Annotated in this window: 19 protein-coding genes; all 19 read right to left on the bottom strand. The window is 35.3% G+C overall.

The features are described from left to right. Window positions 1-74: 74 nt before the first annotated feature. On the bottom strand, window positions 75-1,340 hold the full coding sequence (gene rseP / locus AC6HVZ_RS08590) for an RIP metalloprotease RseP (RefSeq protein ID WP_497557735.1): 1,266 nt from the start codon (window positions 1,338-1,340) through the stop codon (window positions 75-77). Between the two features lie 126 nt (window positions 1,341-1,466). Then, window positions 1,467-2,261, bottom strand: a complete 795-nt coding sequence (locus tag AC6HVZ_RS08585) for a phosphatidate cytidylyltransferase (RefSeq protein ID WP_497557734.1) — start codon at window positions 2,259-2,261, stop codon at window positions 1,467-1,469. Window positions 2,262-2,276: 15 nt separating this feature from the next. Next, complete coding sequence (gene uppS / locus AC6HVZ_RS08580) at window positions 2,277-3,038, bottom strand: undecaprenyl pyrophosphate synthase (protein WP_497557733.1); 762 nt, start codon at window positions 3,036-3,038, stop codon at window positions 2,277-2,279. A gap of 212 nt (window positions 3,039-3,250) precedes the next feature. Further along, window positions 3,251-3,808 carry a ribosome recycling factor gene (gene frr / locus AC6HVZ_RS08575; protein WP_497557732.1) on the bottom strand — a complete coding sequence of 186 codons (558 nt, stop codon included), beginning with the start codon at window positions 3,806-3,808 and terminating at the stop codon, window positions 3,251-3,253. A 2-nt stretch (window positions 3,809-3,810) separates the two neighbouring features. Beyond that, a complete protein-coding gene (gene pyrH / locus AC6HVZ_RS08570) occupies window positions 3,811-4,533 on the bottom strand; it encodes a UMP kinase (protein ID WP_497557731.1) in 723 nt (240 codons plus the stop codon). A gap of 100 nt (window positions 4,534-4,633) precedes the next feature. After that, window positions 4,634-5,518 carry a translation elongation factor Ts gene (gene tsf, locus AC6HVZ_RS08565; protein WP_497557730.1) on the bottom strand — a complete coding sequence of 295 codons (885 nt, stop codon included), beginning with the start codon at window positions 5,516-5,518 and terminating at the stop codon, window positions 4,634-4,636. A gap of 342 nt (window positions 5,519-5,860) precedes the next feature. Continuing rightward, a complete protein-coding gene (gene rpsB / locus AC6HVZ_RS08560; protein WP_497557729.1) occupies window positions 5,861-6,607 on the bottom strand; it encodes a 30S ribosomal protein S2 in 747 nt (248 codons plus the stop codon). Between the two features lie 321 nt (window positions 6,608-6,928). Further along, window positions 6,929-7,363, bottom strand: a complete 435-nt coding sequence (locus tag AC6HVZ_RS08555; protein WP_497557728.1) for a hypothetical protein — start codon at window positions 7,361-7,363, stop codon at window positions 6,929-6,931. Window positions 7,364-7,375: 12 nt separating this feature from the next. Next, window positions 7,376-7,678, bottom strand: coding sequence for a hypothetical protein (locus AC6HVZ_RS08550; RefSeq protein WP_497557727.1), 303 nt, complete (start codon window positions 7,676-7,678; stop codon window positions 7,376-7,378). A gap of 44 nt (window positions 7,679-7,722) precedes the next feature. Beyond that, window positions 7,723-9,096, bottom strand: coding sequence for a flagellar assembly protein A (locus AC6HVZ_RS08545; RefSeq protein ID WP_497557726.1), 1,374 nt, complete (start codon window positions 9,094-9,096; stop codon window positions 7,723-7,725). Window positions 9,097-9,116: 20 nt separating this feature from the next. Further along, a complete protein-coding gene (locus AC6HVZ_RS08540) occupies window positions 9,117-9,890 on the bottom strand; it encodes a FliA/WhiG family RNA polymerase sigma factor (protein ID WP_497557725.1) in 774 nt (257 codons plus the stop codon). 34 nt (window positions 9,891-9,924) lie between these two features. After that, window positions 9,925-10,422 (bottom strand): chemotaxis protein CheD, encoded by a 498-nt coding sequence (locus AC6HVZ_RS08535; protein WP_497557724.1) that lies wholly within the window; start codon window positions 10,420-10,422, stop codon window positions 9,925-9,927. After that, on the bottom strand, window positions 10,415-11,050 hold the full coding sequence (locus AC6HVZ_RS08530) for a chemotaxis protein CheC (RefSeq protein ID WP_497557723.1): 636 nt from the start codon (window positions 11,048-11,050) through the stop codon (window positions 10,415-10,417). The genes AC6HVZ_RS08535 and AC6HVZ_RS08530 overlap by 8 nt, the downstream gene beginning before the upstream one ends. Before the next feature lie 4 nt (window positions 11,051-11,054). Next, on the bottom strand, window positions 11,055-11,528 hold the full coding sequence (locus AC6HVZ_RS08525; RefSeq protein WP_497557797.1) for a chemotaxis protein CheW: 474 nt from the start codon (window positions 11,526-11,528) through the stop codon (window positions 11,055-11,057). A 423-nt stretch (window positions 11,529-11,951) separates the two neighbouring features. Continuing rightward, on the bottom strand, window positions 11,952-13,970 hold the full coding sequence (locus AC6HVZ_RS08520) for a chemotaxis protein CheW (RefSeq protein ID WP_497557722.1): 2,019 nt from the start codon (window positions 13,968-13,970) through the stop codon (window positions 11,952-11,954). Window position 13,971: 1 nt separating this feature from the next. Then, a complete protein-coding gene (locus tag AC6HVZ_RS08515) occupies window positions 13,972-15,027 on the bottom strand; it encodes a protein-glutamate methylesterase/protein-glutamine glutaminase (protein WP_497557721.1) in 1,056 nt (351 codons plus the stop codon). A gap of 5 nt (window positions 15,028-15,032) precedes the next feature. Beyond that, on the bottom strand, window positions 15,033-15,896 hold the full coding sequence (locus tag AC6HVZ_RS08510; protein ID WP_497557720.1) for a MinD/ParA family protein: 864 nt from the start codon (window positions 15,894-15,896) through the stop codon (window positions 15,033-15,035). Then, entirely contained in the window at window positions 15,889-17,016 is a 1,128-nt protein-coding gene (gene flhF / locus AC6HVZ_RS08505) for a flagellar biosynthesis GTPase FlhF (RefSeq protein ID WP_497557719.1), read from the bottom strand. The genes AC6HVZ_RS08510 and flhF overlap by 8 nt, the downstream gene beginning before the upstream one ends. Further along, window positions 17,013-19,046 carry a flagellar biosynthesis protein FlhA gene (gene flhA, locus AC6HVZ_RS08500; protein WP_497557718.1) on the bottom strand — a complete coding sequence of 678 codons (2,034 nt, stop codon included), beginning with the start codon at window positions 19,044-19,046 and terminating at the stop codon, window positions 17,013-17,015. The genes flhF and flhA overlap by 4 nt, the downstream gene beginning before the upstream one ends. Between the last annotated feature and the right edge of the window lie 31 nt (window positions 19,047-19,077).

Below are 19,077 nucleotides of genomic sequence, written 5' to 3'. Positions count from 1 at the left end.
GTCGTAGGTAAAAAGACAAGGGTTTTTATATCATGCTAATCATTGAGTATGCTTTCTTTCAAATGGACGCTTTTTTATAGAAACAAACGCTGTATATCATTCCATGTTACTACAATCATTAGAAGCATTAATAATGCAAATCCAACAAAGTGGAAGATTCCTTCTTTTTCAGGGGCAATCGGCTTGCCTCTCACCGCTTCGATTCCGACAAACATTAATCGACCTCCATCAAGTGCTGGGAGTGGTACTAAATTAACAATCCCTAAATTAACACTCAGGATTGCAGTCCACATCATGAAGTTCATAAAGCCTGTTTGAACAACTTGATCTGTAGCGTCATAAATCCCCACAGGACCTGATAGCATCTCAATCGAATATTGACCTGTAACCAACATCATCAGATTTGTCAAAATTAATTTAGTATAATCATATGTTTGTGTAAAACCATATTTAAATGTACCAAAAAATGATTTTTCAATTGCTGTGTATACACCAATTTGACCAATTGTTTCTTCCTGGCCTTCCAATGATACCTCTTTCGGAATAACAGTTAATGTTTCCCGAGAATCGCCTCGCTGTACAACCATATCTAATTCCTGCCCTGGATTATCTCTAACAATCGAAGTAAACTCATCCCAAGTAGAAATAGTACTGCCTTCAATTTCTATAATCTCATCATTTTCCTGTAGTCCAGCTTCTTCTGCAGGACTTCCTGATTGTATATCACCCATTTTAGCTTCTTCTGTGGGAATTCCATTAACCAGTCCAATAAGAACAAAGATTACAATTGCCAAAATGAAGTTCATCATTGGACCAGCAAATAATTGCATGGCTCTTTGACCAACACTTTTTGAAGCAAATTGCCGATCATATGGAGCGATCTGTGTTTCTTTTTCATCCATCACAAACGATGCTTTTCGGTTTACATCAAAGATGAGTTTTTCATCATGTTCATCAATCTCATAACCTTCAATGCGCAAGTTGTGATCCAAATCAGCATATTCAACCTCAATCACCCGTGCATTTGGATGTTTAGATTTATTATTAACAATTATTTTATTAACTTCTCCCGCATCGTTGAATTCGAGTCCGATATGATGACCTGGTTTTAATTCTACAATTTCAGGGTCCTCTCCAGCAACCCTTACATATCCACCAGCAGGGATCAATCGAATCGTATATAATGTTTCATTTCTCGTAAATGAGAATATTTTTGGTCCGAAGCCAATTGCAAATTCACGTGCGAGCATTCCAGCACGTTTGGCAAAAATCAAATGGCCCCACTCATGGATAAACACAAGTAAACCAAACATCAATATAAACGCAATAACTGTAGTCAAAAGAAGCACCTTCCTTTATTCGGTATGGGAATACGCCTTGAGCTCTGATAGATACAATTTTCGAGTAGGATTTATTTTATCAGTATATTAATTGAAAGCCTAAATTATTTGTACGACATAGCTTTTTTATTGTATAAACCCTACAAAATGCAATAACGGTAAAACAAAAAGCAGACTATCAAAACGATCTAATATTCCTCCATGCCCTGGCAATATATTTCCTGAATCCTTCACGCCGTAGTGACGTTTTAATGCAGACTCAACCAGATCACCAACTTGTCCGGAAACTGATGCTAAAATGGTTGCTCCTATCACTATCAGCATGGCTGAAGGTAATGGGTTAACAAGTTGGAAGATTACTGCAACAATACATGCGGTGAAAATTCCTCCAAGTGCCCCTTCGACAGTTTTCTTCGGACTTATCTTCGGCCAAAGTTTTCTTTTGCCAAATGCACGTCCAAAAAAATACGCACCTGTATCTGTCGCCCAAATAATGAATAAAGCATAAATAATATAACTGAGCCCCGCGTGACGAGTCTCAATTAAATAATAAAAACCCATACCAATATATATTACTGACATCAGTATAAATCCAGCATCATCAAATGTAAATTTGTTTTTCACCAACACTGTATAGGACAGGAGTAGAATTACAACCAACATGATTAATTCCGCCTGTGTAAACCAAATATATGGAACAATATCAGAACCATCCATATTGGATGATAGTATTATCCATAATAGAGCAATAGACAAGATAGATGGCACAGAATACATTGCTATCTTATGCATTCTCATTAGTTCAATTAAGCCAATTGTTGCAATAATATAAACAAACAATGTAAATGGTAAATTCCCATATAGAACAAAGGGCAGAAATATGATTATCGCTAAAATTGCTGTGATCACTCGTTGTTTCATGTAACATTCATCACCTTAAATGCCCCCATATCTTCTTTTGCGCTGCTGATACTCCATAAGGGCTTGCTTAAAAACTTCTTCATCAAAATCCGGCCAAAACACATCCGTAAACCAAAATTCAGTGTAGGCTAATTGCCATAATAAAAAATTACTCAATCGCTGTTCGCCACTGGTACGTATTAATAAATCCGGATCGCTTAACCCCTGTGTATATAAGTATTCCGAAAACACTTTTTCATCCAAAGATTCCAGCGAAATTTTTGAACAATCGATATCTGTCATAATTTGTTTAATTGCACGCATGATTTCTAATCTACTACCATAGTTTAATGCAAAATTTAATAATAATCCATTATTATTCTTTGTTTTGTCTTTCGCATATTGGACTGCTTCTTTTGTGTGATCAGGTAACGCATCGAAATCTCCAATCGTATTAATTCTTACGTTATTTTGCATTAATTCAGGCAAATAAATATGTAAAAATTCTTTCGGGAGTTTCAACAAAAAATCAATTTCGGATTTTGGTCTTTTCCAATTTTCAGTTGAAAATGCGTATAGTGTAAGAATCTGTACATTACATTTACTTGCGACTCTTACCACTTTATTAACGGCATTCACACCTTCTTTATGCCCCGCTATCCGTGGCAATCCACGTTTTTTCGCCCATCGACCATTGCCATCCATAATTATTGCAACATGGTTTGGAATATTTTCCACTATATTTTCGTCATTTGGTTCAATTTGTTTATTTTTAAAAAAAGGAAGTTTCATTGACATGTTCGGTCCTCCGAATGCTGTTGATTATCCATTTAAAATCCTTACAACTATAATCAATATGAAGGAAAAAGAATTATATTACAATCATATCCTATCTGGATGAATCATCATTATATCATTAAAATCATTCTAATTATAATATTTATTAAATAAGAATACAAAAGCCCCCTTAAACAAGAGGGCTATTACATCTTATTCTACATTGAATTGGACTATACTTCCATGATTTCTTTTTCTTTATTTTTTGCTAACTGATCAATATCACCAATTTGATCATTTGTTTCTTTTTGAACATCGTCTTGAGCAAAACGCAATTCATCTTCTGTTAATTCCCCATTTTTCTCTACTTTTTTCAATTGATCATTTGCATCACGACGTACGTTTCTTACTTGTACACGGGATTCCTCTGCATATTTACCAACAACTTTAACTAATTCTTTACGTCTCTCCTCTGTTAAAGTAGGGATACTGATACGGATTACATTTCCATCATTTGATGGTGATAATCCAAGGTCTGCTTTTTGAATTGCTTTTTCCATATCAGAAATTGCTGATTTATCATACGGCGTAATTACAAGTAATCGTGCTTCTGGAGCTGACACAGTTGCCAGCTGATTTAGTGGTGTCGATGCACCATAATAATCAACATAAACACTGTCTAATAAACTTGGATTAGCTCTTCCAGCTCTAACCGTTGCTAAGTTTCTAGAAAATGCCTGCACAGCCTGTGTCATTTTCTCTCGCATTTGCTTCATAATTTTTTCCGACATGCCTATTTCCCCCTTATTGTTGTTCCAATTGTCTCACCTTGGACAACTTTTTTAATATTTCCTTCTTCCGTAATAGAAAAAACAATTAATGAAATATCATTATCCATACATAGTGAGGAGGCTGTTGAGTCCATTACACCAAGCCCCTTATTTAACATCTCCATATAAGAAAGGTTATCATATTTGAGGGCATCTTTATTAATTTTTGGATCATCCGTATAAACACCATCTACATTATTTTTTGCCATTAAAATGACATCTGCTTCAATTTCGGCTGCACGTAAAGCAGCAGTAGTATCTGTAGAAAAATATGGATTTCCTGTACCTGCTGCAAAAATGACAACACGCTTTTTTTCTAAATGACGTATTGCTTTCCTCCTTATGTAAGGCTCAGCAACCTGGCGCATTTCAATAGAAGTCTGAACCCTTGTTTCCACACCAATCGTTTCCAGACCATCCTGAAGCGCAAGTGAATTCATAATCGTTGCTAACATGCCCATATAATCAGCCGTAGCACGATCCATTCCCATTTCACTACCTACTTTTCCACGCCAAATATTTCCTCCGCCAACCACAATAGCAATTTCGACTCCTAATTCAGCCACCTCTTTTACCTGGGTTGCAACAGAATGAATAATTTTCGGTTCAATGCCGAATCCTTGTTCGCCACTTAAAGCTTCTCCACTAATTTTTAGCACAATTCTACGGTAACGAGCTGTTGTCATAATAACCTCCATAGAAATTCATTTGTTTGTATATGGTATCGTTTTATAAAATTACTTAAGAAATAGGGAACAACAAGTGTCCCCTTTTTAAACATTCAAGTTATTGATTCATTTGATTCATAACTTCATCAGCAAAGTTTTCTTCACGTTTTTCCATTCCTTCGCCTACTTCATAGCGCACGAACGTTTGTACTGAAGCACCTTTATCAGCAACATATTTTTTAACTTTTTGATCTGGATCTTTAACAAAGCTTTGATCAAGCAGACAAATTTCTTCAAAGAATTTACCAAGCCGTCCTTCTACCATTTTTTTAACTATTTTTTCTGGTTTTCCTTCATTGAGGGCTTGTGATTTTAATACTTCGCGTTCATGATTTACCTCATCTTCCGAAACTGCGTCACGGGAAACATAACGCGGATTAGCTGCAGCTACGTGCATCGCTACATCTTTAGCAAGCACTTCATCTGAAGAACCCTCGATCAGTGATAATACACCAATTCGGCCACCCATATGAAGATATGCACCAAATGCATCGTTTGCAGATTTATTTAATACTGCAAAACGACGTAGTGAAATTTTTTCACCAATTGTTGAAATAACTGAATTAATATAAGTTTCAACTATTTCACCATTTCCATGAAGCTTCTGTTTCAATGCTTCTTCAACAGTTGCCGGTTGTTGTTTAACAATATGTTTTCCAAGTTCGGCTAGTAATTGTTTAAATTGATCATTTTTAGTAACAAAATCCGTTTCACAATTCACTTCTAGTAGAACTGCTGTATTATTATCTACTTCTATATATGTGGAACCTTCTGCTGCGATACGATCGGCTTTTTTCGCAGCTTTTGATATACCTTTTTCACGTAGGTAATCAATTGCTTTATCAATATTACCATCCATTTCCTGCAGTGCTTTCTTACAATCCATCATACCTGCACCAGTTTTTTCACGTAATTCTTTAACCATCTTAGCAGTAATAGCCATAGTTAGTTAATCCTCCTTTTATTGGATGATCAAAAAGTCCGGTAAAAATAACAATTCGAAATAGGGATCTTTGACTAAACGACACGTCCTTGAAAAAGATAAACACTTTCCCTCATGAAGAAGTAAGTTCAGGGAAGCTTGCCTTGTGCTTAAAACTATACCGCTTCAAACCTGACGTGCTAGTTTCGACGTTGCAACCGAGGACACTTGCGATTTTAGCTGACCTAGACCTTTTTTATCTTCCTTTTTGAACACGCTTTTGTAAATGTTGCTTGAATGTTTTCTTAAAAAAGGTGATAAAAGGCTTTTATCCTCTTATCACCCTCACCTTTTTTTAATCGGTTACTCTTGATTTGATTCAGAATTAGCTGGAACAGTTTCTTCTGCTTGAACTTCTTCTGTTTCTTCACCCTGTTTAACTTCTAAAATAGCATCAGCCATTTTTGAAGTTAACAGTTTCACTGCACGAATAGCATCATCATTTGCTGGTATAACATAATCAATTTCATCCGGATCACAGTTTGTATCAACAATTCCAATAATAGGAATGTTTAATTTATGTGCTTCAGCAATCGCAATACGTTCTTTACGGGGATCAATAACAAATAATGCATCTGGAAGCTTTGTCATTTCTTTAATTCCGCCTAAGAACTTAACTAAACGATCTTTTTCTTTTAATAAATCGACAACTTCTTTTTTCGGTAATACTTCAAATGTTCCATCTTCTTCCATACGCTCAATGTCTTTCAATCGATTAATACGTTTACGAATCGTTTGGAAGTTTGTAAGTGTACCACCTAACCAACGTTGGTTAACATAATACATACCTGAACGAGTTGCTTCATCACGCACAGAATCCTGCGCTTGTTTTTTTGTACCTACGAAAAGAACCGTACCACCATTTGATGCGATCTCTTTTACATATTTGTACGCTTCATCAACCTTTTTAACTGTTTTTTGCAGGTCAATGATATAAATTCCGTTCCGCTCCGTAAAGATGTATTTTTTCATCTTCGGATTCCAACGACGTGTCTGATGTCCAAAATGCACACCAGCCTCTAACAATTGCTTCATAGAAATTGCTGACATAAATATTTCCTCCTAAATGGTTTTTTCCTCCGCTTTAGATCATTTTTGTATAAAGACTATTAATTTACAAGAAAGTATATCCATATTTCTTTTGAGCATAAGTAATACCAAGAAGAAAATTCAGATCTCTGACGAAAAGTATTTTCACCTATATTAATACATCGCCTATGGACCTGGTGGATATCCAGTTTCTCTAAAAATAGCAACCCATATACAAATTACTAAGCGTGTGTTTTTATAACTTGTTCATACTTTTGCACTGAACATAGCATTTACACCAAAAGTTACTATATCATATAGAGTCCATGTAATCAAGTTTTTTTATTTTTTTTCATATAACTTTATAATCAGAGCTGCTTCCGTTTTTCCACAGTTTAATTGTTGAGCAATTTCTGTTTCAGAAAAGCCTTCCATGTGTAATTGCAAAATTCTTCCTTGTAAGGATGCTTCTACTTTATCATCCATATTAATTTCTGGGGGGATATAGTTATTGGTTTTTTCATCATGTGCTTGGCTAATTTCTGAATTAACCATTTCGTCTTGCTTTCCTATTACTGCATTTTGATTAGAATTACTTTTCAACAGTTCTTTCTGCAGCAGTTTATTTTCATTTTTTACTTCCTGTAAATATACCTCAAATAATTCAGTTATATTACTGGATTCTTTTTGTTCTTGAACTTGTTTCAGCAATTGGTAAATCACGAATATTGTAATCAAATGCAATATAAAACTAATAATCAGTAAAAATGAAACCATTTAAGACCCCTTCTATCCATTTAAATCTAACCTATTACCTAAATATGGATGGTTAATCCTTTCCTCCGGTTGCTGCAATTGCTTCTGCTTGTGGTCATTATCATTAGAGTCATTGTCATTCTCTTTCTTATTCTTCAAATCATTTATCTCTTCAGATTCATTAATTGTTTTTCGTTTTAATTCTTCTTGCTTTAATTGACTTTGAGCAAGTGACGCTTGAAAATGTTGATTTTGCTTCAACATTTGATCTTGAAGTTTTCCAGCGTCCTGTGTCCTTGGAAGTGCCACCTGCAATTCTATCGATTTCCAGCTCAACTAGAATCACTTCCTAAATAATTTATTACGTGAAGAGCACGCATCTAATGTAATTCATTAGAATGAATTACAATTTCATTTTGGCTTAGCTTTATTTGAACATAATGATGATTGGTATGGATTAATCGCTTGTATTTTCCAAACGTAACGATAACATTTTGGTATATATTATTATTTACTACTAGCTTAGCTTCTTTTTCACTGCCAATAGAGGAATTCAACTGTTCCAGTAAAGAATCAATTTCCTCTATTTGCTGCTGCGTTTTATTATAGGAGTTTTTTTGTTTAAGCATTGTTATACGAAGTTTAGGGTTATTAAAACTACCCTGGTTATGTAGTTTTTCACCCAGTATCGCTAATTTCTCCAATGTTGCCTGTAATTCCTCTTTTTTAGTAAGGTAACTTTTTGCTTTTTTTTCAATCGCATTGTCTACCCCAAATAGTATTTCCGTTTTTGTGCTCATTCGATTTCCAATATCTTTTGCTTCAACAGATTTACCTGCTGACAGCGATCCGCCAATTATGTTTCCTCTTTGACAAAACACATGGTTTTTAGCCGTACATTCACTATGTAAAATAGAGTTCTCCACATACAAATCATTCCCGGCAACAACATTCCCTTGATTTATATAGCCAATATGTATATTTTCAGTTGCTTTAATATACCCTTTTTTCTGTCCTGCAACTCCTTCAGATATATAAATGGAACCACCCGCAATGACAGTAGCAGCTTCGACCATTCCATGGATTTTAACGTCACCATCTGCTTTCACTTTATATCCTGCTGGAACATCACCGTGGATAACAATCGATCCAACAAAATCAAGATTGCCGTTTTTCATTGAAAGTGTATCTTTTACTTCAAATACTGGTTGAACTTGTATTGATCTACTGCTAACACTAAATTGTCCTTCTGATATAGCATAAAAAGATTTATCTTCCTCCCTGTATACAACATTTTTCCCTGCCTTTTCAGATACAGGCTTACCATTAGCTCCCTGCACTTTAATCCCATTCACATTTATTCCGTGTTTCCCTTCTGTCGGCATTATGTGTGTAGCTATCTTTTGTCCTTTTTGAACAGATGGGATATGCATCACATCCCGAAAATTCCAATCTGGCGTCCGGTCTATTTCACTCGTATATTTTATTTCATAAATAATTTTTCCGTTTTTCCCTTGTTCAGGTAAAATTCCTTGAGCAACCGTTATTGGGAAAGCTTCAGCTCCTGGAGCAGTTACTACTTGTTTAACCATGTTCTGATCAATGCCGTAAACTACTTTATTTTCCAGTAAAAATAGTTTCAAGGAAGCTTCATCCAACTCTATATCAGATTTATAGGATTCAGTACAATAGAGTTTGGCAAACATTTTATCACTGGACAGTTTAATGTAAAAGTATTCATTTAAATCATCCATGCCCATTCCCCTCTCTTTTTTTAAGAGAATGCTTGAATTTTTGTTAGTGTATTTCTTAGTTTAAATATAGATTTTTTGTGTATTTGCGAAATTCTGGAAGTTGTTAGACCTAAAACCTGTCCAATTTCCGTTAATGTTAATTCATCATGATAAAATAAACTAATTACCATTTGTTCATTTTCATTTAATAATTTTATGCCTTGGATAAGCTCCGTATTTACTTCATTATTTAGTATATAATCCTCTGGCATTACTGCTGTTTCATCAGGAATTGTATATCCGACACCTTCTTTATGTGTCTCGTCCTTTGGTTTTTCTTCAATCGATAAAACATTTGCAAAAAGCGAATCATTTATCAAATTTTCCACTTCCTGTGATGTCATATCTACTTGTACAGCAATTTCCTCAGCTGTCGGAATTCGTTGCAAACGCTGTTCTAGCTCACTTGACATTCGCTCTATTTTTTTTGCTTTCTCCCTTAAAGACCTTGGGAGCCAATCCTCCTTTCTCAATCCATCCATAATTGATCCACGTATACGGAATGAAGCATAAGTATCGAATTTCAAATCGCGACTTGGTTCAAACTTTTTTAATGCATCGTATAAGCCTATTAATCCAAAGCTTCTAACATCGTCTTTATTTGCATTGTTTGGTAAATGGCTTGAGATTCGCTCTACATGAAAACTAACTAAATACATATAATTTTGGATTAGTTTATTAGCAGTATCATTGCAGTTATTGCTCAACCAATCATTCCATAGCTTTTGTTCCTGAGGAGAATTATTGGTTTCCATATATCCACTCCTCCCTACCACAGTTTTATATTTATTAAATAACTATTTCTTCTTTGCTAACTTTGCGTATTTTCAGTTTGCTTGTGACCGGATCAAACTCAATCGTTCTACCAACATTTCCACCTATATCAGCTGAAACAATCGGAATCTTAAACCAATGCAATATATTCTGTACAGCTTCAACATTTCTAGGACCAATTCGCATAATATCCGAATTAGAAGTAAACTGAAACATTTGTGCACCACCTGCTATTTTTGCTTTAAGCTGACTTTTTCCAGCACCTGTTTCCATCAGTCTTTCGATTAAAAGCGGGATAGCAGTATCTGCAAATTTACATTTATTGATACTGGATTGCTTCGTTAAACTTGAATCAGGTAGTAATACATGAGCGAGGCCAGCGATTCTTTTTGATGAATCATATAAAACGGTGCCAACACATGAACCTAGTCCCGTAGTTCGGATTAAATCAGGTTCCCGAACAACATTTAAGTCAGCAATGCCTACCTTAACAACTGTTTGTAATTCACTCATGACCGTTGATTCCCAATGCACTAAAAATTTTTGAAAAGGAATCAGGATCTGGCAGAAACAGAAAATTACCGTGTATTCCATTATTGGAATCACTATGATTAATCTTTGTATCTATTATAATGGCATAATCAGTTACTTGTGAAAGCTCCAGTATTCCTGCAGTTAATATTGCACCTGCCATATCTATACTCAAGTATGGTATGGATGGTTGCATGTTTATATTTGTGAAATCAGATAATGCTGATAAATAGGAACCAGTTAAAATATTTCCAGCTTCCTGTAATACTGATGTTGTCAGTTCATTTATAGGTTCTCCTGTCAATAAATCAAATTCCGATTTATTTGTCATCTGACTTATTAAAAATTCGGCCTCTTCTATTGAAAGGATAAAATAAACGGTTCCTGGTGCCTCTCCATTGATTCTGAAAAAAACTGCCGCAATTGTTTCTTCGGCTCCACCAATCAGTTCCATCATTTCATCGTAACTAACTATATTTACAGAAGGAACCTGCATATCTACTTTTTTATTAATTAATTTCGACATAGAAGTTGCTGCATTGCCTGCACCAATATTACCAATCTCTTTAAGCGCATCTTTTTGAACACTAGTTAGATTCGTAAATTCCATTTGATTAGCCTTCCACTGTTTTTAACTCATTCATTTCTTCATGTGTTAAAACCTTTTGTAAGTTAAGTAATATAAGCAGACGATCCTCAAGCTTGGCTACACCTTCAATATAGTCTACATCAACCGTTCCAATTACTTCTGGTGCAGGCTCTATTATGGGTTCGGGGATATCAATGACATCATTTGCAGAATCAACAATCAAACCGACTTCCATCTCCTCCAAATATACAATAATAATACGAGTAGATTCACTATTCTCAGTTTCCTCTAAACCAAAGCGAACTCTTAAATCTATGATTGGCGTAACAACCCCCCTTAGATTAATTACACCTTTTACAAAATCAGCAGTTTGAGGAACCCTTGTTATTGGCTGCATACGCTCAATTGAACCGATCTGTTGAACAGATACTGCATATTCCTCCTCTTTCAATTGAAATACAATTACTTTGCGATCAACCCGATTGTCATTTTCCACTATAATTCCTCCCAGAAAAATTATTATTTTAGGCTCTTTTCATATCGTTTGTAACTATTGATATAAAAGACGACGTAAAATCAATAGTAGTAGGTCTCAACGCCCGCTCCGGAAACCCACTCCGCTAGAAATGTGTTTTACAACTTTTAAAAAACTTCTTGATTAATTTAAACAAATACTAGCACATTTGTAGCGGTTGCTTGGAGCAGAGGACCGTTGACTCCTGCTCAGAATAAAGGATTTCGGTGGGGCGAGTTATCGCAGTCCCAGCACGTGTCCAAAGACCTAAGCAGAGTTGTTTTCTCGAGGAGGCTTAGGCCATGCCCGCTAAAAAGCAGCGGTCCGCAGCGGAAAACAACCTAGCGTATACGTCGTCTTTTATATCGATTGCGAGATAAAGAATCATCAATACCTGCAAAATGAGTCTTATTTTATTAAGGCATTACTATCAATGATCAAGGCTACTTCACCATCACCAAGGATTGTAGCACCTGATATTGCAAATGTGTTTGATAAATAGGCACCAAGAGATTTTAAAACAACTTCCTGCTGACCTATAAAGGAATCTACTATCAATCCAGTCATTTTATCCCCTTTTTTTACAATAACAATCGAAATATAATCATTATCTTCATCTTCATTTTCCCTTACAGCGAATATATCACTTAGAAAAGCTAATGGTACTATTTTACCGCGAAAATCAATTACTTTTTTAGTGTGGGCATGCCATATTTGATCCTTATGAATAATAGCTGTTTCTAAAATAGATGATAACGGAATTGCATACTTTTCATTCTTTAATTCAACTAGCAATACTGAAATAATGGTTAATGTAAGAGGGAGCTGAATTGAAAAGGTAGATCCCATATCTTGTTGAGCATCAATGGTTATGCTGCCACCTAATGATTCAATCGTATTCTTAACGACATCCAAACCAACACCACGACCGGAAATATCCGATATTTTTTCTGCTGTTGAAAATCCGCTTTCCATGATTAATTCAAATACTTGCTGATCTGTTAAAATTCCAACTTGGTTCTCACTTACAATCCCATTATCTATTGCTTTCTTTAATACTTTTTCTTTATTTATACCAGCACCATCATCTGCAATTTCGATAAACACATGATTTCCGCTATGGTATGCTTTGAGTTTGATAATCCCTTGTTCAGGCTTGCCCTTCCTCCTGCGTTCCTCGGGTTTTTCAATGCCATGATCAATCGCATTCCGTATTAAGTGAACCAACGGATCCCCAATTTCATCGATTACAGTACGATCCAATTCGGTATCCGCACCAATAATTTCTATTTCCATATTTTTCTTAAGGTCTCTTGCCAGTTGTCGTATCATTCGTGGGAATCGATTGAATACCTGATCAATTGGAACCATTCTCATCGTTAAAATTGTATTTTGTAAATCAGCAGATACTCGGGAAATATGCTCAATGGTATCCTGCAGGTCATGATGATCCAATTCTAATGATATTTGTTCCAAGCGACCTTTGTCGATTACAAACTCTTCAAATAAATTCATTAGAACATCGAGTCTGTCAATATTGACTCTAATCGTTTTATTTGTTGAAGTTTTACTGGAAGCAGGCAAGTTTTTATGTTGCTTATCATCCCTTTCCTGCTCTTTTTTCAGGTTCTCTGTACTCTGTTTTTCTTCTTTTTCTTTATAGGTTGCGGTGGAAAATTGATTCACTTGCACGTTTTCTATTTCAGATACTTTATAAATTTTTTCAGCTATTTCTTTTTTGTCATGTGTTGAGACAAGTATAATAGTAAAAGATAAATCAAAGTTTTCTTCCTCTAGATCATTTACTGTTGGTTGTGTTTTAATTACTTCACCCAACTTTTCCAAGACCTCAAATATCATAAACACACGAGCGCCTTTTAATAAACAACCCTCTCGTAGTGTAATCGTAATTTCATAACTAAAAAAACCTCTTTCTGCTGATTCGTTTAGAATCGATAATTCAAATTCGTTTAGTGTATCAATTGTTTGCAATGTATTTGTTTTAACATCTTCACTGATTGTACTATTTGGTAAAACTTGTGTTGGTTTTCCCTTCTCCAGTCTATCCAGTTTTAAAATAACTTGCTCAACATCTCGTACACCATTTCCCCCATTAGCTATATCTTCAACAATTTCAGTTAAATGATCGACTGTCTCAAACATAATATCCATCATGTCGATATCCACTGAAATTTTGTCGTATTTAATCGCATCGAAAACATTTTCTAATGTATGCGTAAGACTGGCTAAATCATTATAACCCATCGTTGCCGACATACCTTTAAGCGTATGAGCCGCACGAAAAATTTCGTCTATAATTGCTTTTTCAGTAGGTTTCTTTTCAAGTGCCAGTAACTGTTTATATAAAACCTCAATGTGCTCTTTGCTTTCATCAACAAAAACATCTAAATAATCAGCTGTATCCATACTATTTCCCCCTCGTACGATGCACCAGATTTACTATAGTTTCACTAACTCGATTTAATGGTACCACGTAATTTACACAATTTGTCTTAATAGCCGCTTTAGGCATCCCGTACACAATCGAAGTTTCTTCAGCCTCAGCAATAACGACAGCAGTTGGATCAGTCTGTTTCAACTGCTTGATACTTGCTGATCCGTCACTGCCCATCCCAGTTAAAATAACAGCAATTTTATTTCTATTTTTCAAATCACCTATCGATTCAACTAACAAATCTACTGCTGGCCGATGTCCATGTAATGGAGAGTCTTTGTTTAGCTCAATCACAATTGAATTGCCAGCATTACTTGCTAGCATATGATAATCTCCGGGTGCTATATATGCAGTGTTATTTTTTAATTTTTCGCCATGTACAGCTTCTTTTACATGAATAGGAGCTATTGAATCAAGTCTTGCGGCTAGTGATTTAGTGAATCCTGCCGGCATATGCTGAACAATTAGAATTGGTGCAGTAAAATCACTTGGCAAATCTTTAAGTACAGCTTGCAATGCTCTTGGTCCACCTGTTGATGCTCCAATTACAACAATGGTATTGTCATGTATTCGGGTTGTGGTAGTCTGTGTTGTCTGGATTGCCTTTGCTTGCATTGATGGTTTCATTGTAACCTCAGAAGCTGTTATTACTTTAGCTATTATCTCCTGTTTAATGGTACTAATATCTAAAGAAATTGATCCAGATGGTTTTGGAATAAAATCAACAGCTCCATTTGAAATTGCTTGAACTGTTTTTGTTTTTCCTGCTTCGGAAATACTTGATAGCATAACTACAGGTAATGGATGGTTTTTCATAATCTCCTTTAGGGTTGTAAATCCATCCATCACCGGCATATGAACATCTAGAGTAACTACATCTGGTACTAGTTTTTTAATTTTATTGAGACCGTCTTCACCATTTCTTGCAGTTGCAATAACTTGTATCCGATGATCGCTGTCTAGTATGTCCTTGACTACTTTTCTCATAAATGCGGAATCATCAATAACGATTACACGAATAGAACTCATCTATATTACCTCGCCATAATATATTGTTTTAGTTTCTGTACAAAAGAAGTCGGTTCCATCGTATTTACTGCTTTTGACCTAGTCAGATAAAATAAACTAATTTGTTTGACAGCTTTTGATACAGGTGATTTTTCATTTAATAATAGAAAAGGAATTTGCCGTTTGACCGCACGGATTACCGTCTTATCCTCGGGAAGTATTCCCATCGTATGAATATTAATATGTAAAAACTTATGAATAACATCCTTAAATCTTTCCAAGGATTTCAAGCCTTCTTTTTGCGTATTACAACGGTTCATTACTACATATATCGGCATTTCAGGTTGATTGTTAATAACATGTTTTATCATTCCATATGCATCGGTGATAGACGTAGGTTCTGGGGTTGTTATTACAATACAGTCGTCTGAAGCTAGAACGAAAGATAAGCCATCCTTTGTAGCACCAGCTCCCATATCAAAAATGATATAATCATACATTTGTACTAATTCATTGTATTGATCAAAGAAATAGTCTATTTTCACAGCATCCAATGTAAATAAGTTACTTGAACCTGAACCACCTGCTATATAAGCCAGATTATTTGGTCCATTTTCTATAATGTCATGAATAGATAAACGTTCGTTTAACATATCGATAATTGTTTTCTTAGCAAATAAACCTAACAGAATATCTATATTCCCCATTCCGATGTCTAAATCGAATAAGAGTACTTTTTTATCATGTTTGATTAATTCCAACGAAAAATTCAGAGCAACATTTGACTTTCCAACTCCTCCCTTTCCACTTATAAATGAAAGGGTTTTTGCTTGCCTTTGCTCTTTCGATACCTGCAACTGTCTGCGTAAACCTGAAGCTTGATCACGCATCAGCATTCACTCCCATAATATATTCACTAATGATAGCTGGGGTAACATTAATCATGTCATCAGGCACATCCTGTCCATTTGTTAGGTACGCAATTCCAGTTTGTTTATTAACAGCAATATTAAACATACTTCCAAATTGCTTCGTCTCATCAATTTTCGTAAATATAACAGCTTTAATAGGTACATGATAAAATTGATCGTAAATCTCGCTAATATCCTTTGGCTTTGCAGTTAGTGCCAACACTAGGTATGTATCCACATTCAAATGAATATCCAGATTTTCCTTTAACTCTTTCACATACTTTTCATTACGAAAATTACGACCAGCAGTATCAACGAGTACTAAATCAAATGATGCAAATTTATGTATCGCATTTTTATAATCTTCAATCGTATATGCAACTTCTAAAGGTACATCTAAAATCCGTGCATATGTTTTCAATTGCTCTATTGCCGCTATCCGGTACGTATCGGTTGTAATAAATGCAACTTTTTTATGATCTTTTAACATACAGTTAGCAGCGATTTTGGCAAGAGTAGTTGTCTTCCCTACACCTGTTGGTCCAATAAAATGAATGATTTTTTTCTCATACGTTATCCCTTCAAATGATAATTCACTTAGACTCTTTTCCAATTCCAGTTTAACATCAAGTATAATTTGATCCTGATTTGGTTTGATTTCGCTTTCAGTATGTTTATCGATTACTTTATTAATTATTTGATCTGCTAAACGTTTCTCAATCTCCTGATCTATCAAATACTGATGGACTATTTTATAATCTGTTGAGTAATTGTTTTTCACCTGAATGGATTGAAGCTCGATAATTTTCTTTAAGTGTTTGATTTCACTCAGCACTTCTGTGTTCAAATTACTTTTAACATCACTTTTCTTAATAGAGTAATGTTCTTTTACCGGCATCCTAGATTTATTTGCTTTGATGTCCACCGGTTGCGGATCTAGTGCTGCTACGACCTCTATTTGCTTCTTTTTAAATAAGCCAAAAAACCTTCTTCGGACAACTTCTCTGGAATTTAAAATAACTGCATCTGAACCAAGCTCTTTTCTAATTTGGTGCATTACTTCTGGCATTGTTAGCGCCACATATTTTTTTACCTTCATGCTATATTCACCACCCCAACACTTTGGACATTTACAGTAGGTTCTAATTCATTATAGGATAATACAACCACCTGTGGTAAAAACCGCTCCAGCAATTGTTTTAAATACATTCGTATAGCTGGGGAACATAATAAAACAGCTGTTTCTTCCTGTAACGATAGCTTCTCAACTTCCTCATGAATTGTTTTAATAATCGTCTGCTGTGATTCTGGATCCAGTGATAAATAATTTCCATGCTCTGTTTGTTGAATATTTTCGGCAAGCATTTTTTCCACTTTACCAGATACAGTGATCACTTTTAAAACCATATCATCCTGTACAAATTGTTTTGTAATTTGTGATGACAATCCCTGTCTTGCATACTCTGCCAATAATTCCGTGTCATTTGTCATTTTTGCAAAATCAGCCAGTGTTTCAAATATAATTGGTAAATTGCGAATGGATATATTCTCTTTTAGCAGTTTAGCAAGTACTTTTTGAATGTCACCAGTGGCAAGTGGTTCTGGTGTAACCTCTTCAACGAGAATTGGGTAATTTTCTTTTAAATGATCAATTAATTGTTTTGTTTCCTCTCTACCCAGCAAGGTATGGGCATATTGCTTTATCACTTCCGTTATGTGTGTAGAAACAACAGAAGGAGGGTCAACTACTGTATAACCTGATAGTTCAGCCTCGTCTTTACTTTCTTCATTAATCCATTTTGCCGGCAGACCAAATGCTGGTTCCTTTGTATCGATCCCTTCAATTTGATCATCATCAAGGTCTGGTGCCATTGCTAAATAATGGTCGAGTAATAATTCTCCAAAAGCCACTTCATTCCCCTTTATCTTTAAGCGATATTCATTTGGATTCAATTGAATGTTGTCACGAATACGAACGACAGGAATAACAACCCCTAATTCAATCGCTAATTGACGTCGTATCATAATAATACGATCCAATAGATCTCCACCTTGATTTGTATCTGCCAAAGGTATTAATCCATAGCCGAATTCAAATTCAATAGGATCCATATTTAATAGATTTACTACATTTTCCGGTGACTTCATCTGCGAGCTCTCTGTTTGATCCTCTTTTTCAATATCTGGAATATCAGGCTCACTCGACTGCTTTTGCAGTAAATAACCGCTGAGTGCCAGAAACCCTGCTATTATTGTTGTTAAGAAAAAGTTAATTGGTGTTAATCCAAGCAGAAAAATAGTACCAGCAGCTATAAAAAGTAGTTTTGGATATTGTAAAAGCTGGCCTGTTACTTCATTCCCCAAGTTTCCTTCACTAGTCGCTCTTGTCACAACGATCCCTGTTGCTGTTGAGATTAATAATGCAGGGATTTGACTAACTAATCCGTCTCCAACAGTGAGTCGCATAAAGACATTAATAGCTTCTTGAAAAGACATATCCATTTGAACCATACCAATGATAAGGCCAAACATAATATTTATTAATACAATGATAATCCCAGCAATTGCATCACCTTTCACAAACTTACTCGCGCCATCCATTGAACCATGGAAATCTGCTTCTCTTTCTACTTTTTCACGTCTTTCTCTTGCTTGAGTTTCTGAAATTAAACCAGCATTTAAATCAGCATCAATACTCATTTGCTTTCCTGGCATTGCGTCAAGAGAAAACCTTGCTGCCACCTCTGAAACGCGCTCTGAACCTTTCGTAATTACAAGAAAATTAATAATAACTAAGATAATAAATACGACAAAGCCAACCAATGGATTTCCACCAATTACAAATGACCCAAATGTATCTACTACACCACCAGCTTCTGCTTCAGATAATATCGAGCGAGTTGTGGAAACATTTAACGCAAGACGAAATAAAGTTAACAGCAATATAAGGGTAGGAAAAACGGAAAATTGCAGTGCTTCCTGTGTGTTCATTGATACTAATATAACGATTAATGCAAGTGTTATATTAATTAAAATAAGTACACTTAATAGCCATCCTGGTAATGGGATAACTAACATAATAATAATTAAAATAACGGCTAGAAGTACGGATAGGTCACGCGCTTTCATTGATGTCACTCCTCATTGCTTCAAGTGGATA

It is taken from the genome of Oceanobacillus sp. NCCP-135 (assembly GCF_059698015.1).
Note: the sequence above shows the minus strand (reverse complement) of the source record. Positions and strands in the feature narration are given on the sequence as shown.

What these genes read in the sequence shown, in the direction of transcription:
- AC6HVZ_RS08585 (WP_497557734.1), bottom strand. Translation starts at nt 2,261, where the DNA reads ATGAAACAACGAGTGATCACAGCAATTTTAGCGATAATCATATTTCTG.
- uppS (WP_497557733.1), bottom strand. Translation starts at nt 3,038, where the DNA reads ATGTCAATGAAACTTCCTTTTTTTAAAAATAAACAAATTGAACCAAAT.
- frr (WP_497557732.1), bottom strand. Translation starts at nt 3,808, where the DNA reads ATGTCGGAAAAAATTATGAAGCAAATGCGAGAGAAAATGACACAGGCT.
- pyrH (WP_497557731.1), bottom strand. Translation starts at nt 4,533, where the DNA reads ATGACAACAGCTCGTTACCGTAGAATTGTGCTAAAAATTAGTGGAGAA.
- tsf (WP_497557730.1), bottom strand. Translation starts at nt 5,518, where the DNA reads ATGGCTATTACTGCTAAGATGGTTAAAGAATTACGTGAAAAAACTGGT.
- rpsB (WP_497557729.1), bottom strand. Translation starts at nt 6,607, where the DNA reads ATGTCAGCAATTTCTATGAAGCAATTGTTAGAGGCTGGTGTGCATTTT.
- AC6HVZ_RS08555 (WP_497557728.1), bottom strand. Translation starts at nt 7,363, where the DNA reads ATGGTTTCATTTTTACTGATTATTAGTTTTATATTGCATTTGATTACA.
- AC6HVZ_RS08545 (WP_497557726.1), bottom strand. Translation starts at nt 9,096, where the DNA reads ATGGATGATTTAAATGAATACTTTTACATTAAACTGTCCAGTGATAAA.
- AC6HVZ_RS08540 (WP_497557725.1), bottom strand. Translation starts at nt 9,890, where the DNA reads ATGGAAACCAATAATTCTCCTCAGGAACAAAAGCTATGGAATGATTGG.
- AC6HVZ_RS08535 (WP_497557724.1), bottom strand. Translation starts at nt 10,422, where the DNA reads ATGAGTGAATTACAAACAGTTGTTAAGGTAGGCATTGCTGACTTAAAT.
- AC6HVZ_RS08530 (WP_497557723.1), bottom strand. Translation starts at nt 11,050, where the DNA reads ATGGAATTTACGAATCTAACTAGTGTTCAAAAAGATGCGCTTAAAGAG.
- AC6HVZ_RS08520 (WP_497557722.1), bottom strand. Translation starts at nt 13,970, where the DNA reads ATGGATACAGCTGATTATTTAGATGTTTTTGTTGATGAAAGCAAAGAG.
- AC6HVZ_RS08515 (WP_497557721.1), bottom strand. Translation starts at nt 15,027, where the DNA reads ATGAGTTCTATTCGTGTAATCGTTATTGATGATTCCGCATTTATGAGA.
- AC6HVZ_RS08510 (WP_497557720.1), bottom strand. Translation starts at nt 15,896, where the DNA reads ATGCGTGATCAAGCTTCAGGTTTACGCAGACAGTTGCAGGTATCGAAA.
- flhF (WP_497557719.1), bottom strand. Translation starts at nt 17,016, where the DNA reads ATGAAGGTAAAAAAATATGTGGCGCTAACAATGCCAGAAGTAATGCAC.
- flhA (WP_497557718.1), bottom strand. Translation starts at nt 19,046, where the DNA reads ATGAAAGCGCGTGACCTATCCGTACTTCTAGCCGTTATTTTAATTATT.